The organism is Tenacibaculum jejuense (genome assembly GCF_900198195.1).
Lineage (GTDB): Bacteria > Bacteroidota > Bacteroidia > Flavobacteriales > Flavobacteriaceae > Polaribacter > Polaribacter jejuensis.
The window spans coordinates 1157501-1175753 of sequence record NZ_LT899436.1 but is presented as its reverse complement, the minus strand read 5'-3'; the positions used below and the strand labels follow the sequence as shown (position 1 = coordinate 1175753).

The following is an 18253-nucleotide window of genomic DNA, read 5'->3' as shown; positions in this document are numbered from 1 at the left end:
ATAAATAAAAATGATCCTCTTACTTTGTAACCTCTTAATTAATCGAATAAATATGAAACTACATTTTTTTACAGGAATGTTCCTTATGTTTTTAGTATCGTGTAATACAGCTAACGACAGTAAAGAAGGAACTAAAGAAGGCGGAAGTTGTCCTTTTGGTTTTGGTAAAACTCCATCTACTGGTATGACCATTAAAGGAGAAGGAAAAACTACCAAAGATTGGTGGCGAAATAATTTAGACTTAACTGTTCTAAGACAAAACTCTTCTTTATCAAATCCTTTAGGTGATTTTAACTACAAAAAAGAATTTGAAAGTTTAGATTACTTTGCTTTGAAAGAAGACATTGCTAAAACTTTAAAAGATTCTAAAGATTGGTGGCCGGCAGATTACGGTACATACGGTGGTTTATTTATTCGTATGGCTTGGCATAGTGCTGGTACTTACAGAACTGGTGATGGTAGAGGTGGAACAAGAGAAGGAAGACAACGTTTTGCTCCACAAAACAGTTGGCCAGACAATGCTAACTTAGATAAAGCAAGAAGATTACTTTGGCCAGTAAAACAAAAATACGGTCAGAAAATTTCTTGGGCAGATTTAATGATTTTAGCTGGAAATGTTGCTTTAGAAAAATCTGGATTTAGAACTATTGGTTTTGCTGGTGGTAGAGAAGATACTTGGGAACCTCAAACAAATGTATATTTTGGTTCTGAAACAGAATGGTTAGCTAATGATAAACGTTATAAAGACGGAGAATTAGAAAAACCTTTAGCCGCTGTTCAAATGGGATTAATTTATGTGAATCCTGAAGGACCAAATGGAAATCCAGATCCGATTGCTTCTGCAAAAGATATTCGTGTTACTTTCGGAAGAATGGGAATGAATGATGAAGAAACTGTAGCTTTAATTGCTGGTGGACATACATTAGGTAAAACTCACGGACAAGCTGGTGGAGATCATTTAGCTGCTTCTCCAGAAGGAGCAGGAATTGAAGAACAAGGTTTAGGTTGGAAAAGTGATTATAAATCTGGAAAAGGTAAAGATGCTATTACTTCTGGATTAGAAGTGATTTGGACGGTAACACCAGATAAATGGAGTCAAGGATATTTCAAAACATTATTTGAAAACGAATGGGTATTATCTAAAAGTCCAGGTGGAGCACATCAGTTTGAAGCAAAGAATTCTGTAATTAAATTTCCGGATGCATTTGATAAAACTAAATTCCATAATCCAACAATGTTAGTTACAGATGTTGCTTTAATTAAAGATCCTGCGTACGAAAAAATCTCTCGTCGTTTTTATGAAAATCCAAAGGAATTTGATGAGGCTTTTGCTCGTGCTTGGTTTAAATTAACACACAGAGATATGGGACCAAAATCAACATATTTAGGTCCAGAAATTCCTAAAGAAGATTTTGTTTGGCAAGATCCTATTTCAGCTGAAAATTCTTCAACAATAACAACCGCTGACCTTAACAATTTAAAATCTAAAATTGAAGCTTCTGGTTTAACAACTGGTGAATTAGTTTCAACTGCTTGGGCTTCTGCTTCTACATATAGAAATTCTGATAGACGTGGTGGTGCAAACGGAGCAAGAATTCGTTTAGAACCGCAAGTTAACTGGGAATCTAACAATCCTGCTCAATTAAAAAGAGTATTAGGAGTATATGAGAAAATTCAACAAGAATTTAATAAAGGAAACAAAAAAGTTTCTATTGCAGATTTAATTGTATTTGGTGGTAATGTTGCCATTGAAAATGCAGCAAAAAAAGCAGGAGTTGATGTTAAAGTTCCTTTTACATCAGGAAGAGCTGACGCTACGCAAGAGCAAACTAATGTTGAAGGAATGGCTGTTTTAGAACCAATGGCTGACGGATTTAGAAATTATCAGAAAACAGATTATACTTTATCTGCTGAACAATTATTAGTAGACAAAGCTCAACTATTAACTTTATCTGCTCCTGAAATGACCGTTTTATTAGGGGGAATGAGAGCTTTAAATGCAAATTATAATGGTTCTAATATTGGAATTATGACCTCAACTCCTGGAACATTAACTAATGAATTCTTTGTGAATTTATTAAGTATGCAATACAAATGGGAAGCTACTTCAGATAAAAAAGATCTTTTTAATATTAAAGATAGAGCTACAAACGAAGTAAAGTGGACTGCCACTAGAGCTGATTTAATCTTCGGTTCAAATTCTGAATTAAGAGCAATCTCAGAAGTTTATGCTAGTGAAGATGCAAAAGAGAAATTTGTTAAAGACTTTGTAAAAGCTTGGACTAAAGTAATGAACTTAGATAGATTTGATATCTAATCATTGTGACAACAAACAAAACAATAATACACTATAACTGTGTGAATTGTTTTGACTAACTTGATAAGAATCTCATTTCATTTCATCTGTTTTTTATTTCCTAAATTCGTAGGAATCAACCAGAGAAATGTACCAAATGAGATTCTTATTCTTTTTTAGCTTACTATTATTTCTTTCTTGTAATACTTCAACAAAAACAGAGAAGAAAGAACTTAAGACTTCAGTTTCAAAAAACGATACAATACAAAGTTATACTGCTGAAGAAATAAAATTGGAAACATTACGATCTTGGGAAGCTTATAAAAAATATGCTTGGGGTTACGATGTTCTATTACCATTATCTAAATCGGGTTACAATTGGTACAAAGAATCTTTAGGAATTTCTCCTTTTGATGCCTACAGTACACTTGCAGTAATGGGATTAACGAAAGAAGCAAAAGAAATAGAAGAATACGCATTATCTAAAGACTGGAATCAAGATGTTTATGTTCAAGTTTTTGAAGTTAATATTCGAATTTTAGGCGGATTATTAGCAATTTACGATCATACTCAAAATCCGAAAATATTAGAAAAAGCAATAGATTTTGCAGATCGATTATTACCTGCTTTTAACTCTCCTACCGGAATGCCTTATCATTCTGTAAATTTAAAAACAGGAAAAACATCAGGAAATCAAGGTGAAGGAAAAGGAAATGTAGTTAATGTTGCTCAAGCTGCTACATATCTTTTCGAATTTGGAATTTTAAGTTACTATGCTAAAGATCCTAAATATTATCAAGCTGCAAAGAAAGCTACCAAAGCAGTGTTTAGTAGAAAATCTGAAATTGGTTTACCTGGTGATTTTATCGATGTTGAATCTGGAAAATGGACAAACAACTGGCATTATTTACAAGCCGGTGTAGATTCATATTATGAATACATGTTTAAGAGCAACTTTTTATTTCCTGATCCTGAAATCAAAGAAATTTGGGAATATAGTTTAGGGAAAATCAATAAATATTTAGCAGAAGATTATAACGGTAAACGCTTTTATACTTGTGTAAATATGCATACTGGCGAAGTTGTAAAAAGATCGGTTTCACTTTACGATGCATTTTTTCCAGCAGTACAAGCATTGCATGGTGATCTTGAAAATGCCGAAAAAAACATGGAAACTTGGGATTGGATTTGGAATAAATACGGTTTACTTCCTACTCGATATTTATATGAAAAAGACGCTATTGAATATGCAAATTCAGAATTGAATCCAGAAATTATTGAATCTGCTTATTATTTGCATCAAATTACAGGTAAAGAAAAATATATCAATATGATTTACAAGTATTGGAATGATTTAAAATTATGTTGTAGAAACGATGTTGCTTTTCACTCCATAGAAAATGTAAGTACTATGGAGAAAAAAGATTATTTAGCAACGTTCTTTTATGCAGAAACTTTAAAATATTTTTATGTAGCTGTTGCTGATAAAGATCTATTTGATTTTAATGATTATGTTTTCAACACAGAAGCGCATCCATTTAAAAGAAATCATTTTGATCCTGAAAAAGCAAAAGAATATTTAGGTATTGAGTAAAATACTATACTCTTATTTCTCCTAAATCGATTATAATTAGCGTAGGTTTTCCTGAAATATCTTTACCTGAAAACTTTATCTTTTCGAAAGAAACTTTTTTAATGGAACGTTTCTCTTCTCCTTCTTTATTAATAGAAGTAATGAAAATTGGAATAAAATCTCTACTCTTTTTATATAGTTCAATTAATTGATTTGAAGTATACAACGATCCTAAATGAGATGTAACTGTAACATCTATTTTTCTATTATTTAACTTGGCGTAATCAAAAATCCAATTTCCTTTATTATCTTTTTTCATTTCATTACTATGATAAAAAAATGTATTAGGTAATTTTATTTTGAAACTTAGATCGTTATTTGAAACGATTTTTCCTACATACTTTAAATTATAAACTCCACAAGCTTGGCTAAATATTATTTGTACGAAACATATAATAAATGTGAAGCTTAAAATACTCTTTTTCATAAATTAATTAAATGGTATTTAAAGGTACTAACTTTTTATTATACCTGTAATTGTTTTAAAAATCGATGTTCCTTAACAATTCCTTTTATTATAATAACTACTACAACAGCAAGAGAAAGAATACCTGAAATTAAAATGTAATTATAAAAAGCACTAGAAAATTTTTGCTTAAAGTATGGTAATAATAAATAAAAACCGAATATATAAACTGCAACACAAATAGGCGTTACAATATAGTTTACTAACAATCTCGTTTTATAATACTTTTTCAAATAAGCATAATATAATTTTTGAGGCATTGAAATCAATTGTTTTTCTTTACGATACAACGAGAAAAACTCTAAAACAACTCGGAAAATAAGACTACTTATCATAAGAACTAAACCTAAATTAAAAGTATTCCATTCATGAAATGCATAATAAAAAGCATAGCTTAATAATACTATAACCGTTAAAGACATTACTGTAATATTAATGTATTGTCCGTTACGTTGTTTTTTAGCTTTTGCTATTATATTTTGAGGAGTAATATTTGAGCTATGATCAGCTTGAATCTCCCATAATTTATCTAAGTTATCATTTTCCATTTTTAATGCATTTTAAAAGTGATTTTCGAATACGGCTTAAACGTGTTCGCAATGTTCCGTGAGCTAAACCTACAGTTTCTGCAATTGTAGCTTGTGGTATATTTTCGAGTTCTAACAATATTAGTGCTCTATTTTGTTCATTGAGTTTATCAATACAATGATACATTTGCTTAATATTTTTTTCAGTATTATTACTGTTATCATCGTTGGTATGATCAGATAATACGTTTTCATTTATAGGAATATTTTTATTGATTTTACGTAAATCTCCTAAACATACATTTACTGCAATGCGATATATCCAAGTATCAATAGAAGATTTACCTTTAAATGTTTTTCTATGTTTCCAAACCTTTATAAAAGTTTCTTGTAACCACTCATTTGCAAGTCCATTATTACCTGAAGCATAGCCCAAGCATAACCGATGTACTTTCGGAGCGAATTCTTTATAGGTTTTGGTAAACTCTTGTTCTGTATTCATTTATTTAGATGATAAAATCATTTGTACTTGTTCTAAAAACCAAGATGGTTGATCTAGCATTATAAAATGGGCGCTATTTTCAGCTAAAATAAAATTATAGTTTTTTAAATTTTTATATTGATTATTATACGTTTGCTTCACCATTTCTGAGCCATAAGGTTTTGAAGCTGCTATTATAGAAACTGGTATTGAAATATTTTTTAAATCTTCTCTTAGATCTAATTTAAAATAATCAGTATATCCGTATACATAAGTTTTTCGGTCTGCTTGTAAAATCCAATTCTTAATTTGCTCTTGAGCTGAAGCTTTAAGACTCATACCTTTTGACATTCCAGTAGCTAATTGTGCAAAAGCAGCATCGTCCATTGCTAATTGTTGCTTGTTATACGGACTCTCATACACTATATTTTCAGGATTAAAATTAGGAATCATTAGTGCGCCAGAAGCAGGAAGTGCATCAACAACTATAATTTTAGAAAGTTTTATTTCTTTTTGTGTAGCAAGCCAAGTAGCAATTGTACCTCCTAAACTATGACCAATTATAGTCGCATTTTGTAAATCATTTTTGACTATATAATTTTTAAGAGATTGATTAACTTTTGGTAACCAAGGAAATTCAATAGGCGCTTTTCCTCCAAAACCAGCTAACGTTACAATATGACATTCATAATTATTTTCTAGCTTTTTCACTAAGGGATTCCATATATCTCCCGGAACTGTAAAGCCAGGAATCAATATAACAGGATTTCCTTTTCCTGTGACTTTTACATGGATAGGTTGACTTTCATTCTGCGCATAAATTGATACAGAAAACACGAATGCGATACATAATAAAATAACATTTTTCATTTTTAAAAGTTTTTGATTTCCCTTTAGATGCAGGAATAAAAAAATGTTACATGTTATTTTTAATAAAATGAAAAAGACTGTTTAACCGTGATATAATAGTTAAACAGTCTTTCGTTTTATTATTTTCTAACGTCTTACAAACTAAATGATTGCTTTGCTATTTCTACTTCTTCGTTTGTAGGAATTACTAATAATTTCACTTTAGAATTATCTGAATGTATTTCAGTAAGTTTTTTAGCTCTGATATTATTCTTATTCGTGTCTATTTCTATTCCGAAGAACTCTAAGTCAGTACAAACTTTTTCTCTAATTAATGAAGAATTTTCTCCTATTCCTGCCGTAAATACAATAGCATCAACACCATTCATTGCAGCAATGTAAGATCCAATATATTTTTTTATACGATACGTATTAATATCTAAAGCTAATAGACAAGCTACATTTCCTTTTTCAGCTTCAGCTTCAATATCACGTAAATCACTGTAACCTGTTAAACCGAACATTCCGCTTTCTTTCTGTAACAAAGTATTTACTTCGTTTACGTCATATCCTAAAGTATTTACCAAATAGAAAATTAAAGTATGATCGATATCTCCACTTCGTGTTCCCATAACTAAACCTGTAACCGGACCAAAACCTAAACTGTGATCGATACTTTTTCCATTCTCTACAGCAGAAATACTACAACCATTTCCTAAATGAACTGTGATTAATTTAGAATTTGATGTTTGTAAATATTCATTGGCTTTTTCTGAAACATATTTATGACTTGTTCCATGAAATCCGTATAAACGAATTTTATTATCTGTTAAAAACTGCTTCGGAATTGCATACGTAAATGCTTTTTCTGGAATAGTTTGATGAAAAGCTGTATCGAAAACTGCTACTTGTTTTGCTTTCGTAAAAATTGCTTCGGCAACATTAATTCCTTCTAAATTTGCAGGATTGTGTTGTGGAGCTAAAGAAAATAAACTTTCTATTTCTTTTTTTACTTCCGCAGTTACTTCTGTAGTTTTAGTAAAAGAACTTCCTCCATGTACAACTCTATGACCAACAACTTCAATTTCATCAGTAGAAGAAATTACACCTACTTTAGCATCCAGTAATAACGAAACGACTTTCTCTAAACCAACTTTATGATTTTCAATTTGTATCGTTTCTTTAATTGAATTCTCTTCAGATTCGTAATGAACTGCTCCTTCTTCTATTCCTATTCTTTCAATTAATCCTGAACAAATTACTTTTTCTTCGGGCATATCAAAAAGTTGATACTTAATTGATGAACTTCCTGAATTGATAACTAATACTTTCATGTGTTATTTTATTTTTATCATAACTCTTCAACGTTTCACCGTCATTCCGAATTTAGTTCGGAATCTCATACCATTGAGAAGAAATCATCTTGATGAGAACCTGAAACAAGTTCAGGTTGACCTTAATCATGAATTATATGTTAGGGATAACTGTTTCTTAAACTATTCTTGAGCTTGTATCGCTGTTAGGATAATTGTGTTATAAATATCTTCAATTGTACATCCTCTACTTAAATCGTTAACTGGTTTATTTAAACCCTGTAACATTGGTCCGATTGCTAAAGCTCCAGTTTCACGTTGTACCGCTTTGTATGTATTATTTCCTGTATTTAAATCTGGGAAAATTAATACGTTAGCTTGTCCCGCTACTTCAGAATTTGGTAATTTCTTCTTTCCAACGGTAGGATCTACAGCTGCGTCGTATTGAATTGGACCTTCTACTTTTAAATCTGGTCGCTTACGTTTTACTATTTCTGTAGCTTCTCTAACAGTATCTACATCTTCTCCTTTTCCTGAGCTTCCTGAAGAATAAGAAAGCATGGCTATTTTCGGATCAATTCCAAAAGCTATACTTGAATCTGCTGATGAAATTGCTATTTCTGCTAATTGTTCTGAAGTTGGATTTGGATTAATAGCACAGTCTCCAAATACAGAAACACGATCTTCTAAACACATAAAGAAAATTGAAGATACTACAGAAAAACCTGGTTTAGTTTTTACAAACTGTAACGATGGTTTAATTGTATGCTGTGTTGTATGTGCAGCTCCAGAAACCATTCCGTCTGCTAAACCTTTATACACCATCATTGTTCCGAAATAAGAAACATCAGCCATTAAATCTTCTGCCATAGCCGGACTTAATCCTTTGTGTTTTCTTAATTCGTAAAGTGTAGCTGCGAAATCTTCAAAATATGCTGAAGTACTTGGATTTATAATTTGTGTTTTATCAAAATCAAAAGAAAGTTGTAAACGTTTTACAGCTGCCTCTACATTAACTCGTTTTCCTAAAATGGTTAAATCAACGATATCTAATTTTTGTAATTGTGCCGCTGCTGTTAAAATTCTATCATCGTTTCCTTCTGGTAAAACAATATGCTTTTTAACTTGTTTTGCTCTTTTGAATAAGTTGTATTGGAACATTCTTGGTGTTAACACATTAGTTCCCTTGTAAGTGATTAACTTATCACTTAATGTTTCAATATCTACATACTTTTCAAAAGTATTGATCGATAATTTGATCTTGTTTTTATTTTCTGCGTAGATGTGAGAACGAACTGCTCCTAATCTAGATGCGATTCCGAAAGTTCCTCCTTTTACTTTTAAAATCGGAACAATTCTTTCTAAACCGGTAATTAATTCTATTACTGACGGACTTAATTCTAAATCACCTGTAAGAATAATTCCGGAGATTGACGGATATCGATTTGAAATATTTGCTTGTAAGGTTCCTAGTAAAATATCTGAACGATCTGAAGGTGTAATTACAACACATTCATCTGTTAAGTGATTTAAAAAGTGAGCCAATTGCATTGCTCCTACTTTTATTTCACCAGTTGTAGCATCTAACAATTCTTCACCGAAAACAACTTCTGCATCTAGTGCTTTTGAAATTTCGTAAATCGTTGGATTATTTAATTTACTATTGATTGGAATCGCGTTAATTAATAGCGACTTAGGTAAGTTCTCTCCTATTCCATCAATAATTAAATCTACATTTTTCTCTTGGACTTTATTAGCAATAACAGCAATTACTTCTACTTCTTTATTACTGAAAGAATCGTAAGTTAATCGTAAACCTTGAATAAATTCTTCTAGTGATTTATCAATTCCACCAGAAACAATAATTACAGGAATTCCAAGGTTTTTAGCGATTAATACGTTTAAATCCATTTCTATAATCGCACCGTGATCTGAAAAATCAGTTCCTTCTACAATAACGAAGTCATTTTTTTCTTCTAGTTTTTTATACTTGCGAAGAATTAAATTAATGACTTCATCTTCTTTATCATCATTTAATAAATCTAATAACTCAGATCTTGTGAAAGCGTAGGTATCTTCATAATCACATTTTAAATTGAAATAATTAACAATAGTATTTACGTGATTATCTTTTTTACCATCCACAGGATTATCAATTATCGGACGAAAATATCCGACCTTAGGTTTATTACGCAACAACAGTTGCATTAAACCTAAACTTAGCATCGATTTTCCTGAATTCGCTCCACTTGCAGCGATATAAATAGCTTTATTCATATTCTAATTTTGGGCAAAATTAGTCTAAATTTAATAAAGCAAGCTGTTAAATGTCAGCTTTTATCCTTCGATATGTATTTCTGTAAAATTCTTTGGAATTATTAAAGTATTTGGTTTTGTTTTACTCAATACCTTTTTTAAATCTATATCTACATTATCGATTTCTACTTCTTTAATTTCAAAAGGTAAACCGATAATTTCGAACTCCATAGTTTCATATTCCGTAACAAAAGTTCCATCTACATGTTGTTGAATAATTACTTCATTCTCTTTACCTGTAAATGTAAATGTTCGTAAACTATAACGTCCTTTAGTGTAATCGTAACCATCTTGAGCATCTTCGTAAACTTTAGAAACTTCTTTTTCTCCTAGTTTAAAATACACTTCAAGTTTTAATTCATCTATAGTTTTTTCACCAACATATTGTTGCACTGGATATTTAGGAATTATAGCTCCTTCTTTAATAAAAATTGGAATAATATCTAAATCGGCATCAACCCATTTTTCTAATCCACCAGTAACATATTCTCTAGTCCAGTAATTGTACCAATGTCCACGAGGAATATACATTCTTCTTCCCTTAGCATTTGGCTCTTGAATAGGACAAACTAAAATCTGATTTCCGAAAACAAATTCATCTGTTCTATAATGTGTTTGAGGATCGTGCTGATCGAATAGCACCAATGGTTTTAACATTGGAATTCCGAATTCAGCATATTCCCAAAACATGGTATATAAATACGGTAATAATTGGTATCGTAACTCTACATATTTACGAGTAACATCGATCACTTCTTCACCAAAAGTCCATGGCTCTTGATTTCCGTGATCTCCTGAAGAGTGCGTTCTACAAAACGGATGGAAAACTCCTAATTGAATCCAACGTGCGTATAATTCTCCTGTTGGATGTTCAGCAAAACCACCAATATCACTTCCTGTGAACGACATACCACTCATACTCATTCGCTGTGCTTGAATATTGGCAATCCATAAATGTTCCCATGTAGCAATATTATCTCCTGTCCAAGAAGAAGTAAAACGCTGCGCACCAGAATAAGCAGAACGTGTTATGATAAACGGACGTTTTGGATATGCATATTTTTTTACACCTTCGTAAGTTGCACGAGCCATTTGTGTTCCGTAAATATTATGTGCTTTTCTATGACTACAATGATTTCCATCATAATTATGACGAACATCATTCGGGAATGTTTTTCCTGGAACTTCCATTACAGCTGGTTCGTTCATATCATTCCAAACACCTTTCACTCCGATTTCATCAATTAACTCTTTAAATAATCCTGCCCACCATGTTCTTACTTTCGGATTTGTAAAATCTGGAAAAAAACATTCTCCTGGCCAAACTTTACCACGCATGTAAGGACCATCTGCTCGTTTACAGAAATAATCATTTTCCATGGCTTCATTATACACCCAATAATCATCATCGATTTTAATTCCTGGATCTATAATTACAATCGTTTTAAATCCGTCTTCAGCAAGTTCAGCAACCATTCGTTTCGGATCTGGGAAATATTCTTTATTCCAAGTAAAACATCTGAAACCATCCATATAATCGATATCTAAATAAATACCATCACATGGAATTCTTAATTCTCTGAATTTACTAGTAACTTCTTTAACTTTTGCTTCTGGATAATAACTCCATTTACATTGATGATATCCTAAAGCCCATAAAGGTGGCAACTCAGGTTTTCCTGTTAAATCGGTATATTTTGTAATTACTTCTTGCATATCTGGACCGTAGAAGAAATAATAATTCATTTCTCCTCCGTGTGCCCAAAAACTAGTTACATTTCTGCGTTCGTGACAAAAGTCAAAAAATGTTTTAAATGTGTTGTCGAAGAAAATTCCGTAAGCTCTTTCTTCGTACATTCCTAAGTAAAAAGGAACACTTTTGTATAGTGGATCTTGGTCTTTACCAAAAGCATATTGATCTGTTGCCCAATTTTCAATTCTTTTTCCTTTCAAGTTCAAATGCATGGGTTTGTCTCCTAAACCATAATAACATTCACCTTGTGGAGCAGATTTACTCATTTTTACAATATTTCCACCGTACTCATAGCTTTGTTCCCAATGGAATCCCCAATCATCTTTACAGATTACGTTTCCATGAATATCGTATATCGAAGTTTTTAGACTTTCTTTATCTATCTGAATAATTACCTTGATGGTAATAATTTTATAACAAGTATCATGCTCTTCGACTTCTAATTTACTGTAGCCTCGAACTCCATCTTCACTGATAGCATAGGAGAAATCATTCTCAAAATTATTATCTGTTGCGTATCTAAATCGAATTACACTTCCTCGAATTACGGTGACTTGTAGTATTACTCCGTTTTCTGTTTTGAAGTAGATTTTGTCTACATCTTGAGAGAATGAATTTATTTTTCCGGGGAAAAGATTTCCTTTGTTTTCTAACTCTGTATTAATAATCATAATACTTCAATTTTGATGGGTTGTACTTGTATTCTGTTATAAAAAAACGACTTATGCCTGAATTAAAGAACTTATCGTATTACTTTTTTTACGAAATCGATTGATTAGAATTAAGCTTCAATTTTAAAAATTACTGTTGCTAATGGAGGAACTGTAATTTCGCAAGAATGCTCTCTGTTATTCCAATTTAATTGTTCGATTTTTATACTTTTTTTGTTGGAAATACCACTACCTCCATATTTTTTATAATCACTATTAAAAACTTGAACTAGTTTTCCTTTTTTAGGTAATCCAATTCTATAATTTTCTCTAGGAATAGGAGTCATATTACATACTGTAATTAAAATATCCTCAGCTGACTTTCCTTTTCTGATATAACTTAAAACTGAATTTTCATGGTCATCATGAGCTATCCATTCAAAGCCATCATGTTCAAATTGCTTTTCATGTAAAGCCGGATACTTCTTATATAGAATATTTAAATCTCGAACTAAATCTTGCGCTCCTTTATGAAAATCGTATTCTAATATGTACCAATCTAAACTTCCTTCGAAATTCCATTCTGTATGTTGACCAAATTCTCCACCCATAAATAACAATTTACTTCCTGGATGTGTGTACATGTAACTATACAGTAATCTTAGATTTGCAAACTTTTGCCATTCATCACCTGGCATTCTACCAATTATACTTTGTTTTCCATACACAACTTCATCGTGAGATAATGGTAACATAAAGTTTTCAGTAAAAGCGTAGGTCATACTAAACGTCAAATCATTTTGATGATGTTTTCTATAGATTGGTTCTTTTTTGAAATATTTAAGCGAATCGTGCATCCATCCCATCATCCATTTCATACCAAAACCTAATCCGCCAAGATATGTTGGTCTCGATATTTTTGGAAATGCGGTAGACTCTTCCGCAATCGTTTGTACATCTGGAAAACTAGCATAAACTTCTTCATTCAATTCTTTTAAGAAATCTATGGCTTCTAAATATTCGTTTCCACCAAACATATTTGGTTCCCACTCTCCATAATTTCTAGAATAATCTAAGAAAATCATCGATGCAACGGCATCTACTCTTAAACCATCTACATGATATTGATCTAACCAAAAAATAGCATTACTAATCAAGAAACTTTTCACTTCGTTTCTTCCGTAATTAAAAATCAAACTTTTCCAATCAGGGTGATATCCTTTTCTTCTATCTGGATGTTCATATAAATGAGAACCATCGAAGAAACCTAAGCCATGATCATCTTCAGGAAAATGCGACGGAACCCAATCTAAAATTACACCAATATCATTCTGGTGAAATTTATCTATTAGAAACTTAAAATCTTCTGGATAACCGAATCGTGAAGTTGGTGCGAAATATCCTGTGATTTGATATCCCCAAGAAGGATCGTATGGATATTCCATAACAGGCATTAACTCGACATGCGTAAACTGCATTTCTTTTACGTAGTTTACTAATTCATCAGCCAATTCTACATAAGATAATGATCTGTTATTATCGTTAAACTTTTTTTTCCAAGAACCTAAATGAACTTCATAAACAGAATATGGAGCGTCGACTGCGTTATGTTTTTTTCTTTTCTTCATCCATTTAGTATCATCCCATGTATAAGGATCATCCCAAACTACTGAAGCGGTTTTAGGTGGATGTTCACATCTTCTAGCATAAGGATCTGCTTTCTCTGTGACAATTCCTTCGTTATGAGAATGGATTTTATATTTATATAAGTTCCCTTTTCCGACTTTAGGAATAAAACCTTCCCAAATACCAGAAGCATCCCAACGAACATTTAAAACATATTCTTGATCTGTCCAATAATTAAAATCTCCAACTACTGAAACAGATTTAGCCGATGGAGCCCAAACAGCAAAATATGTTCCTTCTACTCCATCTAATTCGATAATATGAGAACCTAACTTCTCATACAATCGGAAATGTTTGCCTGCTTTAAATAAATTAATATCAAAATCTGAAAATAAACTATGCGCTATAACTTTACTCATAAAATATGATGTCCTAAAACTTATTGTAATTTGAATCCGTGAGGGATTACAGCTCTTCTACGAATCACTACAATTCCATCTTTAATTACATAAGCATCTTCTGTAACATCTTTAAGATGTTTTCCTCCTTTTATTACTACGTCATTTCCAATTCTAGCATCTTTATCAATAATTGCATTTTCAATGGTACAATTATCTCCAACACCTATATATGGAACACCTTCTTTTTTATCTTTCTCTATTTCTTCAATATCTTGATAAAGATTAGCTCCAATCATATACGTATTATTGATTTCACTACCTTTTCCTATTCTTGAACGAATTCCTATTACAGAGTTTTCAATTGTATTTGCATTAATAATACAACCATCTGCAATCATGGCTTTATTCAATCTAGTTCCATAAATTTTAGACGGTGGTAATATTCTCGGACGAGTTAATACATTTTTTGAAGTATTAAATAAATCGAATTTTGGAACTTCATCAGTAAGTCCAATATTAGCTTCGAAGAAAGAAGCAATCGTTCCTATATCTGTCCAATATCCTTTGTATTGATATGCTAACACTGTATTCTTTCCTATTGAATCTGGAATAATTTCTTTTCCAAAATCAATTGTATCTGGATTAGACATTAATTCTACTAATAAATCTCTATTGAAAATATAAATTCCCATAGAAGCTAGATAATGTCTGTCTTCATTCTTCATTTCATCATCAACTTCAGATTCCCAACCAGGAAGTGCATCTGCAGATGGTTTTTCTACGAATGAAGTAATATAATCTTCTTCATCTGTTTTTAAAATACCAAATCCCGTAGCATCTTTAGCATTAACTGGTAAAGTTGCAATACTAATTTCTGCTTTTTTATTGATATGTTTTTCTAACATATCATCGAAATCCATTTGATATAATTGATCTCCAGATAAAATTAATACGTATTCAAATTCGTGATTTAAAATATGGTGCATAGATTGACGTACTGCATCTGCTGTACCTTGAAACCAAGTTTTATTTTCTGGAGTTTGCTCTGCAGCCATTATATCGACAAAAGCCTCGCTGAAAGTGCTAAAAGTATAGGTGTTTTTTATATGCCTATTTAAAGAAGCAGAATTGAACTGCGTTAGGACAAACATTCTTTTAATATCACAATGAATACAATTGGATATTGGAATATCTACTAATCTGTATTTTCCAGCGATAGATACTGCTGGCTTTGAACGTCTGTCTGTAAGAGGAGATAATCTTGTTCCTTGTCCTCCTCCTAAAATAATTGCGAGAACTTTTTTGTTAATCATGTAGGTCGGTTAAATTGATTTATATAGATCTAAATATTCTTGAGCAGACTTAGTCCAAGAATGATCTATTTTCATTATTTGTTTCTGAATTTTTCTGAATGTTTTAGTGTCGTTGAACAGTTCTACTGCTCTTTTAATAGAGTAACAAATATCCCATACTGAAGCTTGATCATGACAAATTCCAAAACCACCATCTCCAATATCAATTACTGTATCTTTTAATCCGCCTGTTCTTCTCACTATTGGGATAGTTCCATATCGTAACGAATACATTTGATTTAAACCACAAGGCTCAACTCTGGATGGCATTAATAAGAAATCTGAACCTGCATAAACTAAATGAGATAATTCTTCGTCATAGCCAATATGAGCATTAAAATTACCTTTATATAATTCTTTTAGTTCTATTAACTCTTCTTCTATATGTTCGTGACCAGAACCTAAAACGAAAATATTGATATCTCCATGTTCTTCAATAGCCTCTTTAATTGCTAGCGGAAGTAAATCTGCCGACTTTTCTCCTACGAGTCTTCCTATGAAACCGAATAGTGGTAAATTGATATCAAATCCATATTTATCACAAATCTCTTTTTTATTAGCTTTTTTCCCAGAAACAACATTTGTAGATTTATAATTCTTCTTTAACATTTTATCTGTTTCAGGATTCCATATTGCTGTATCAATTCCATTTAAAATTCCAACACATTTTTCGCTTTCACTTCGTAATAATCCTTCTAGTCCATTTGCTTGTTGTTTCAACTCCTCCATATAGGATGGAGATACAGTATTTACTCTTGAAGCACATTTAATTCCTGCTGCTAAAGGATTAACTGATCCATACCAATCTAATAAGCCTACATTAGAGAAATCAAATTCTGGTAAAAGATCTAATTTATCATGTGAAAAGTTACCTTGATATTGTGCATTATGAATGGTTAATACTGTTGGTGTCTTTTCTAATGATTTAAAACTATTACAATAATTAATAAAGAAAGGAATTAAAGATGTATGATGATCATGACAATGAATAACATCAAATTCTAATTCATCATTTATAATCCAATCTAATAATGCTAACTGAAAACCAAGATATCTTTGAGTTTCGTCTTCATATCCATAAACAGCTTCAGTATCTAAAAGGTTATCAATTTGGATAACATATAATCCAAAGGGTATTTTTTTTGAAATAAACTTTAGTATGTTATAATCATAACTTTGATCGTTAAGCTCTAATTTACCATTACTTACTTCTTTCAGTTTTTGTTTTTGTACGAAAGAATTCTTGTAATACGGCATTACAACAATAGAATCAGCTTTTAGATCTCTCTGATATTTAGGCAAGGCTCCAACTACGTCTGCTAGACCACCTACTTTAGCTATTGGATAACATTCAAAACTTGTGTGAAGTATTTTCATTACGGAGGCATTAAAAGTTCACTTATAAAGTTAATGAATAGCTTAAAGAAAAAGATGAAATAATTATTAAAAAAAAGCTATCAAAATTATGAATTCAATAATACGAATACGTTTTCCAAACTGTATTACATTAAAATTAAGTTATCTAACGATTTCGTTAAATTATTATTTAGAGCAGATCGAAGTACAATTACATTTATAACTTAATATAATTATATGCTTATCAAACATCCTTTTAGAGTTTTGTTTATTATGTTTTGGTGAGTATTGGGTGAGGGGTATTGATATAAACAAAAAACTCCGATTAGAGTATTCTAATCGGAGTTTTGTATAAAGAAAGGCGACGACCTACTCTCCCACCAGTGGCAGTACCATCGGCGCTAATGGGCTTAACTTCTCTGTTCGGAATGGTAAGAGGTGAGCCCCATTGCTATAATCACCTTAAGTTGTTTCAGTATATTTCAACTGTATAAGTTAACATATTAGTAAAATGGTATTTTAAATCATCAAAAGAGTTGTCTTCCCCTCACTTGGAGGGGAAGTACGTACATAAGCCTATGGGTTATTAGTACTACTCAGCTACATACATTACTGCACTTACACTTATAGCCTATCAACGTTGTCATCTTCAACGACCCTTTAAAGAAATCTCATCTTGTGGTGGGTTTCGCGCTTATATGCTTTCAGCGCTTATCCCTTCCGAACGTAGCTACTCTGCAGTGCCCCTGGCGAGACAACAGATACACTAGAGGTTCGTCCAACTCGGTCCTCTCGTACTAAAGTCAGATCCACTCAAATTTCTAACGCCCACAGCAGATAGAGACCGAACTGTCTCACGACGTTCTGAACCCAGCTCGCGTGCCACTTTAATGGGCGAACAGCCCAACCCTTGGGACCTTCTCCAGCCCCAGGATGTGACGAGCCGACATCGAGGTGCCAAACCCCCCCGTCGATGTGAGCTCTTGGGGGAGATCAGCCTGTTATCCCCGGAGTACCTTTTATCCTTTGAGCGATGGCCCTTCCATGCGGAACCACCGGATCACTATGCTCTACTTTCGTACCTGATCGACCTGTATGTCTCTCAGTCAAGCTCCCTTATGCCATTGCACTCTACGCACGGTTACCAAGCGTGCTGAGGGAACCTTTAGAAGCCTCCGTTACTCTTTTGGAGGCGACCACCCCAGTCAAACTACCCACCACGCACTGTTCTCAT

Annotated in this window: 12 protein-coding genes and 2 rRNA genes (1 of these 14 only partly in view); 2 read left to right on the top strand and 12 right to left on the bottom strand. The window is 32.2% G+C overall.

The features are described 5' to 3' along the window. The first annotated feature begins 52 nt into the window (after window positions 1-52). Both katG and AQ1685_RS05425 read left to right on the top strand, forming a co-directional pair. Window positions 53-2317, top strand: coding sequence for a catalase/peroxidase HPI (gene katG / locus AQ1685_RS05430; protein ID WP_394341872.1), 2265 nt, complete (start codon window positions 53-55; stop codon window positions 2315-2317). A gap of 136 nt (window positions 2318-2453) precedes the next feature. After that, entirely contained in the window at window positions 2454-3890 is a 1437-nt protein-coding gene (locus AQ1685_RS05425) for a glycoside hydrolase family 47 protein (RefSeq protein ID WP_157730118.1), read from the top strand. 4 nt (window positions 3891-3894) lie between these two features. Here AQ1685_RS05425 and AQ1685_RS20470 read toward each other — a convergent pair whose 3' ends face one another. The 12 genes from AQ1685_RS20470 to AQ1685_RS05365 form a co-directional block, all read right to left on the bottom strand. Further along, on the bottom strand, window positions 3895-4188 hold the full coding sequence (locus tag AQ1685_RS20470) for a hypothetical protein (protein ID WP_231970254.1): 294 nt from the start codon (window positions 4186-4188) through the stop codon (window positions 3895-3897). Window positions 4189-4394: 206 nt separating this feature from the next. Continuing rightward, entirely contained in the window at window positions 4395-4943 is a 549-nt protein-coding gene (locus AQ1685_RS05415) for a hypothetical protein (protein WP_095070129.1), read from the bottom strand. Next, complete coding sequence (locus AQ1685_RS05410) at window positions 4933-5424, bottom strand: RNA polymerase sigma factor (protein WP_095070127.1); 492 nt, start codon at window positions 5422-5424, stop codon at window positions 4933-4935. Before AQ1685_RS05410 ends, AQ1685_RS05415 begins: the two co-directional genes overlap by 11 nt. Continuing rightward, on the bottom strand, window positions 5425-6273 hold the full coding sequence (locus tag AQ1685_RS05405) for an alpha/beta fold hydrolase (protein WP_095070125.1): 849 nt from the start codon (window positions 6271-6273) through the stop codon (window positions 5425-5427). Between the two features lie 134 nt (window positions 6274-6407). Then, complete coding sequence (locus AQ1685_RS05400) at window positions 6408-7586, bottom strand: acetate/propionate family kinase (protein ID WP_095070123.1); 1179 nt, start codon at window positions 7584-7586, stop codon at window positions 6408-6410. A gap of 162 nt (window positions 7587-7748) precedes the next feature. Beyond that, window positions 7749-9842: a phosphate acetyltransferase gene (gene pta, locus AQ1685_RS05395; protein WP_095070121.1), complete on the bottom strand. Its 2094-nt coding sequence runs from the start codon at window positions 9840-9842 to the stop codon at window positions 7749-7751. Window positions 9843-9902: 60 nt separating this feature from the next. Beyond that, window positions 9903-12305, bottom strand: coding sequence for a glycoside hydrolase family 31 protein (locus AQ1685_RS05390; protein WP_095070119.1), 2403 nt, complete (start codon window positions 12303-12305; stop codon window positions 9903-9905). Between the two features lie 110 nt (window positions 12306-12415). Next, window positions 12416-14329 (bottom strand): 1,4-alpha-glucan branching protein GlgB, encoded by a 1914-nt coding sequence (glgB, locus tag AQ1685_RS05385; protein WP_095070117.1) that lies wholly within the window; start codon window positions 14327-14329, stop codon window positions 12416-12418. 20 nt (window positions 14330-14349) lie between these two features. Continuing rightward, the gene (locus AQ1685_RS05380; protein WP_095070116.1) at window positions 14350-15624 is read right to left on the bottom strand and encodes a glucose-1-phosphate adenylyltransferase; all 1275 of its coding nucleotides are present in this window, start codon (window positions 15622-15624) and stop codon (window positions 14350-14352) included. Window positions 15625-15633: 9 nt separating this feature from the next. Further along, window positions 15634-17040 (bottom strand): glycogen synthase, encoded by a 1407-nt coding sequence (locus AQ1685_RS05375; protein ID WP_095070115.1) that lies wholly within the window; start codon window positions 17038-17040, stop codon window positions 15634-15636. A gap of 335 nt (window positions 17041-17375) precedes the next feature. Then, window positions 17376-17484: ribosomal RNA gene (rrf, locus tag AQ1685_RS05370) — 5S ribosomal RNA — on the bottom strand. 101 nt (window positions 17485-17585) lie between these two features. After that, window positions 17586-18253: ribosomal RNA gene (locus tag AQ1685_RS05365) — 23S ribosomal RNA — on the bottom strand; it runs 2116 nt beyond the window's last position.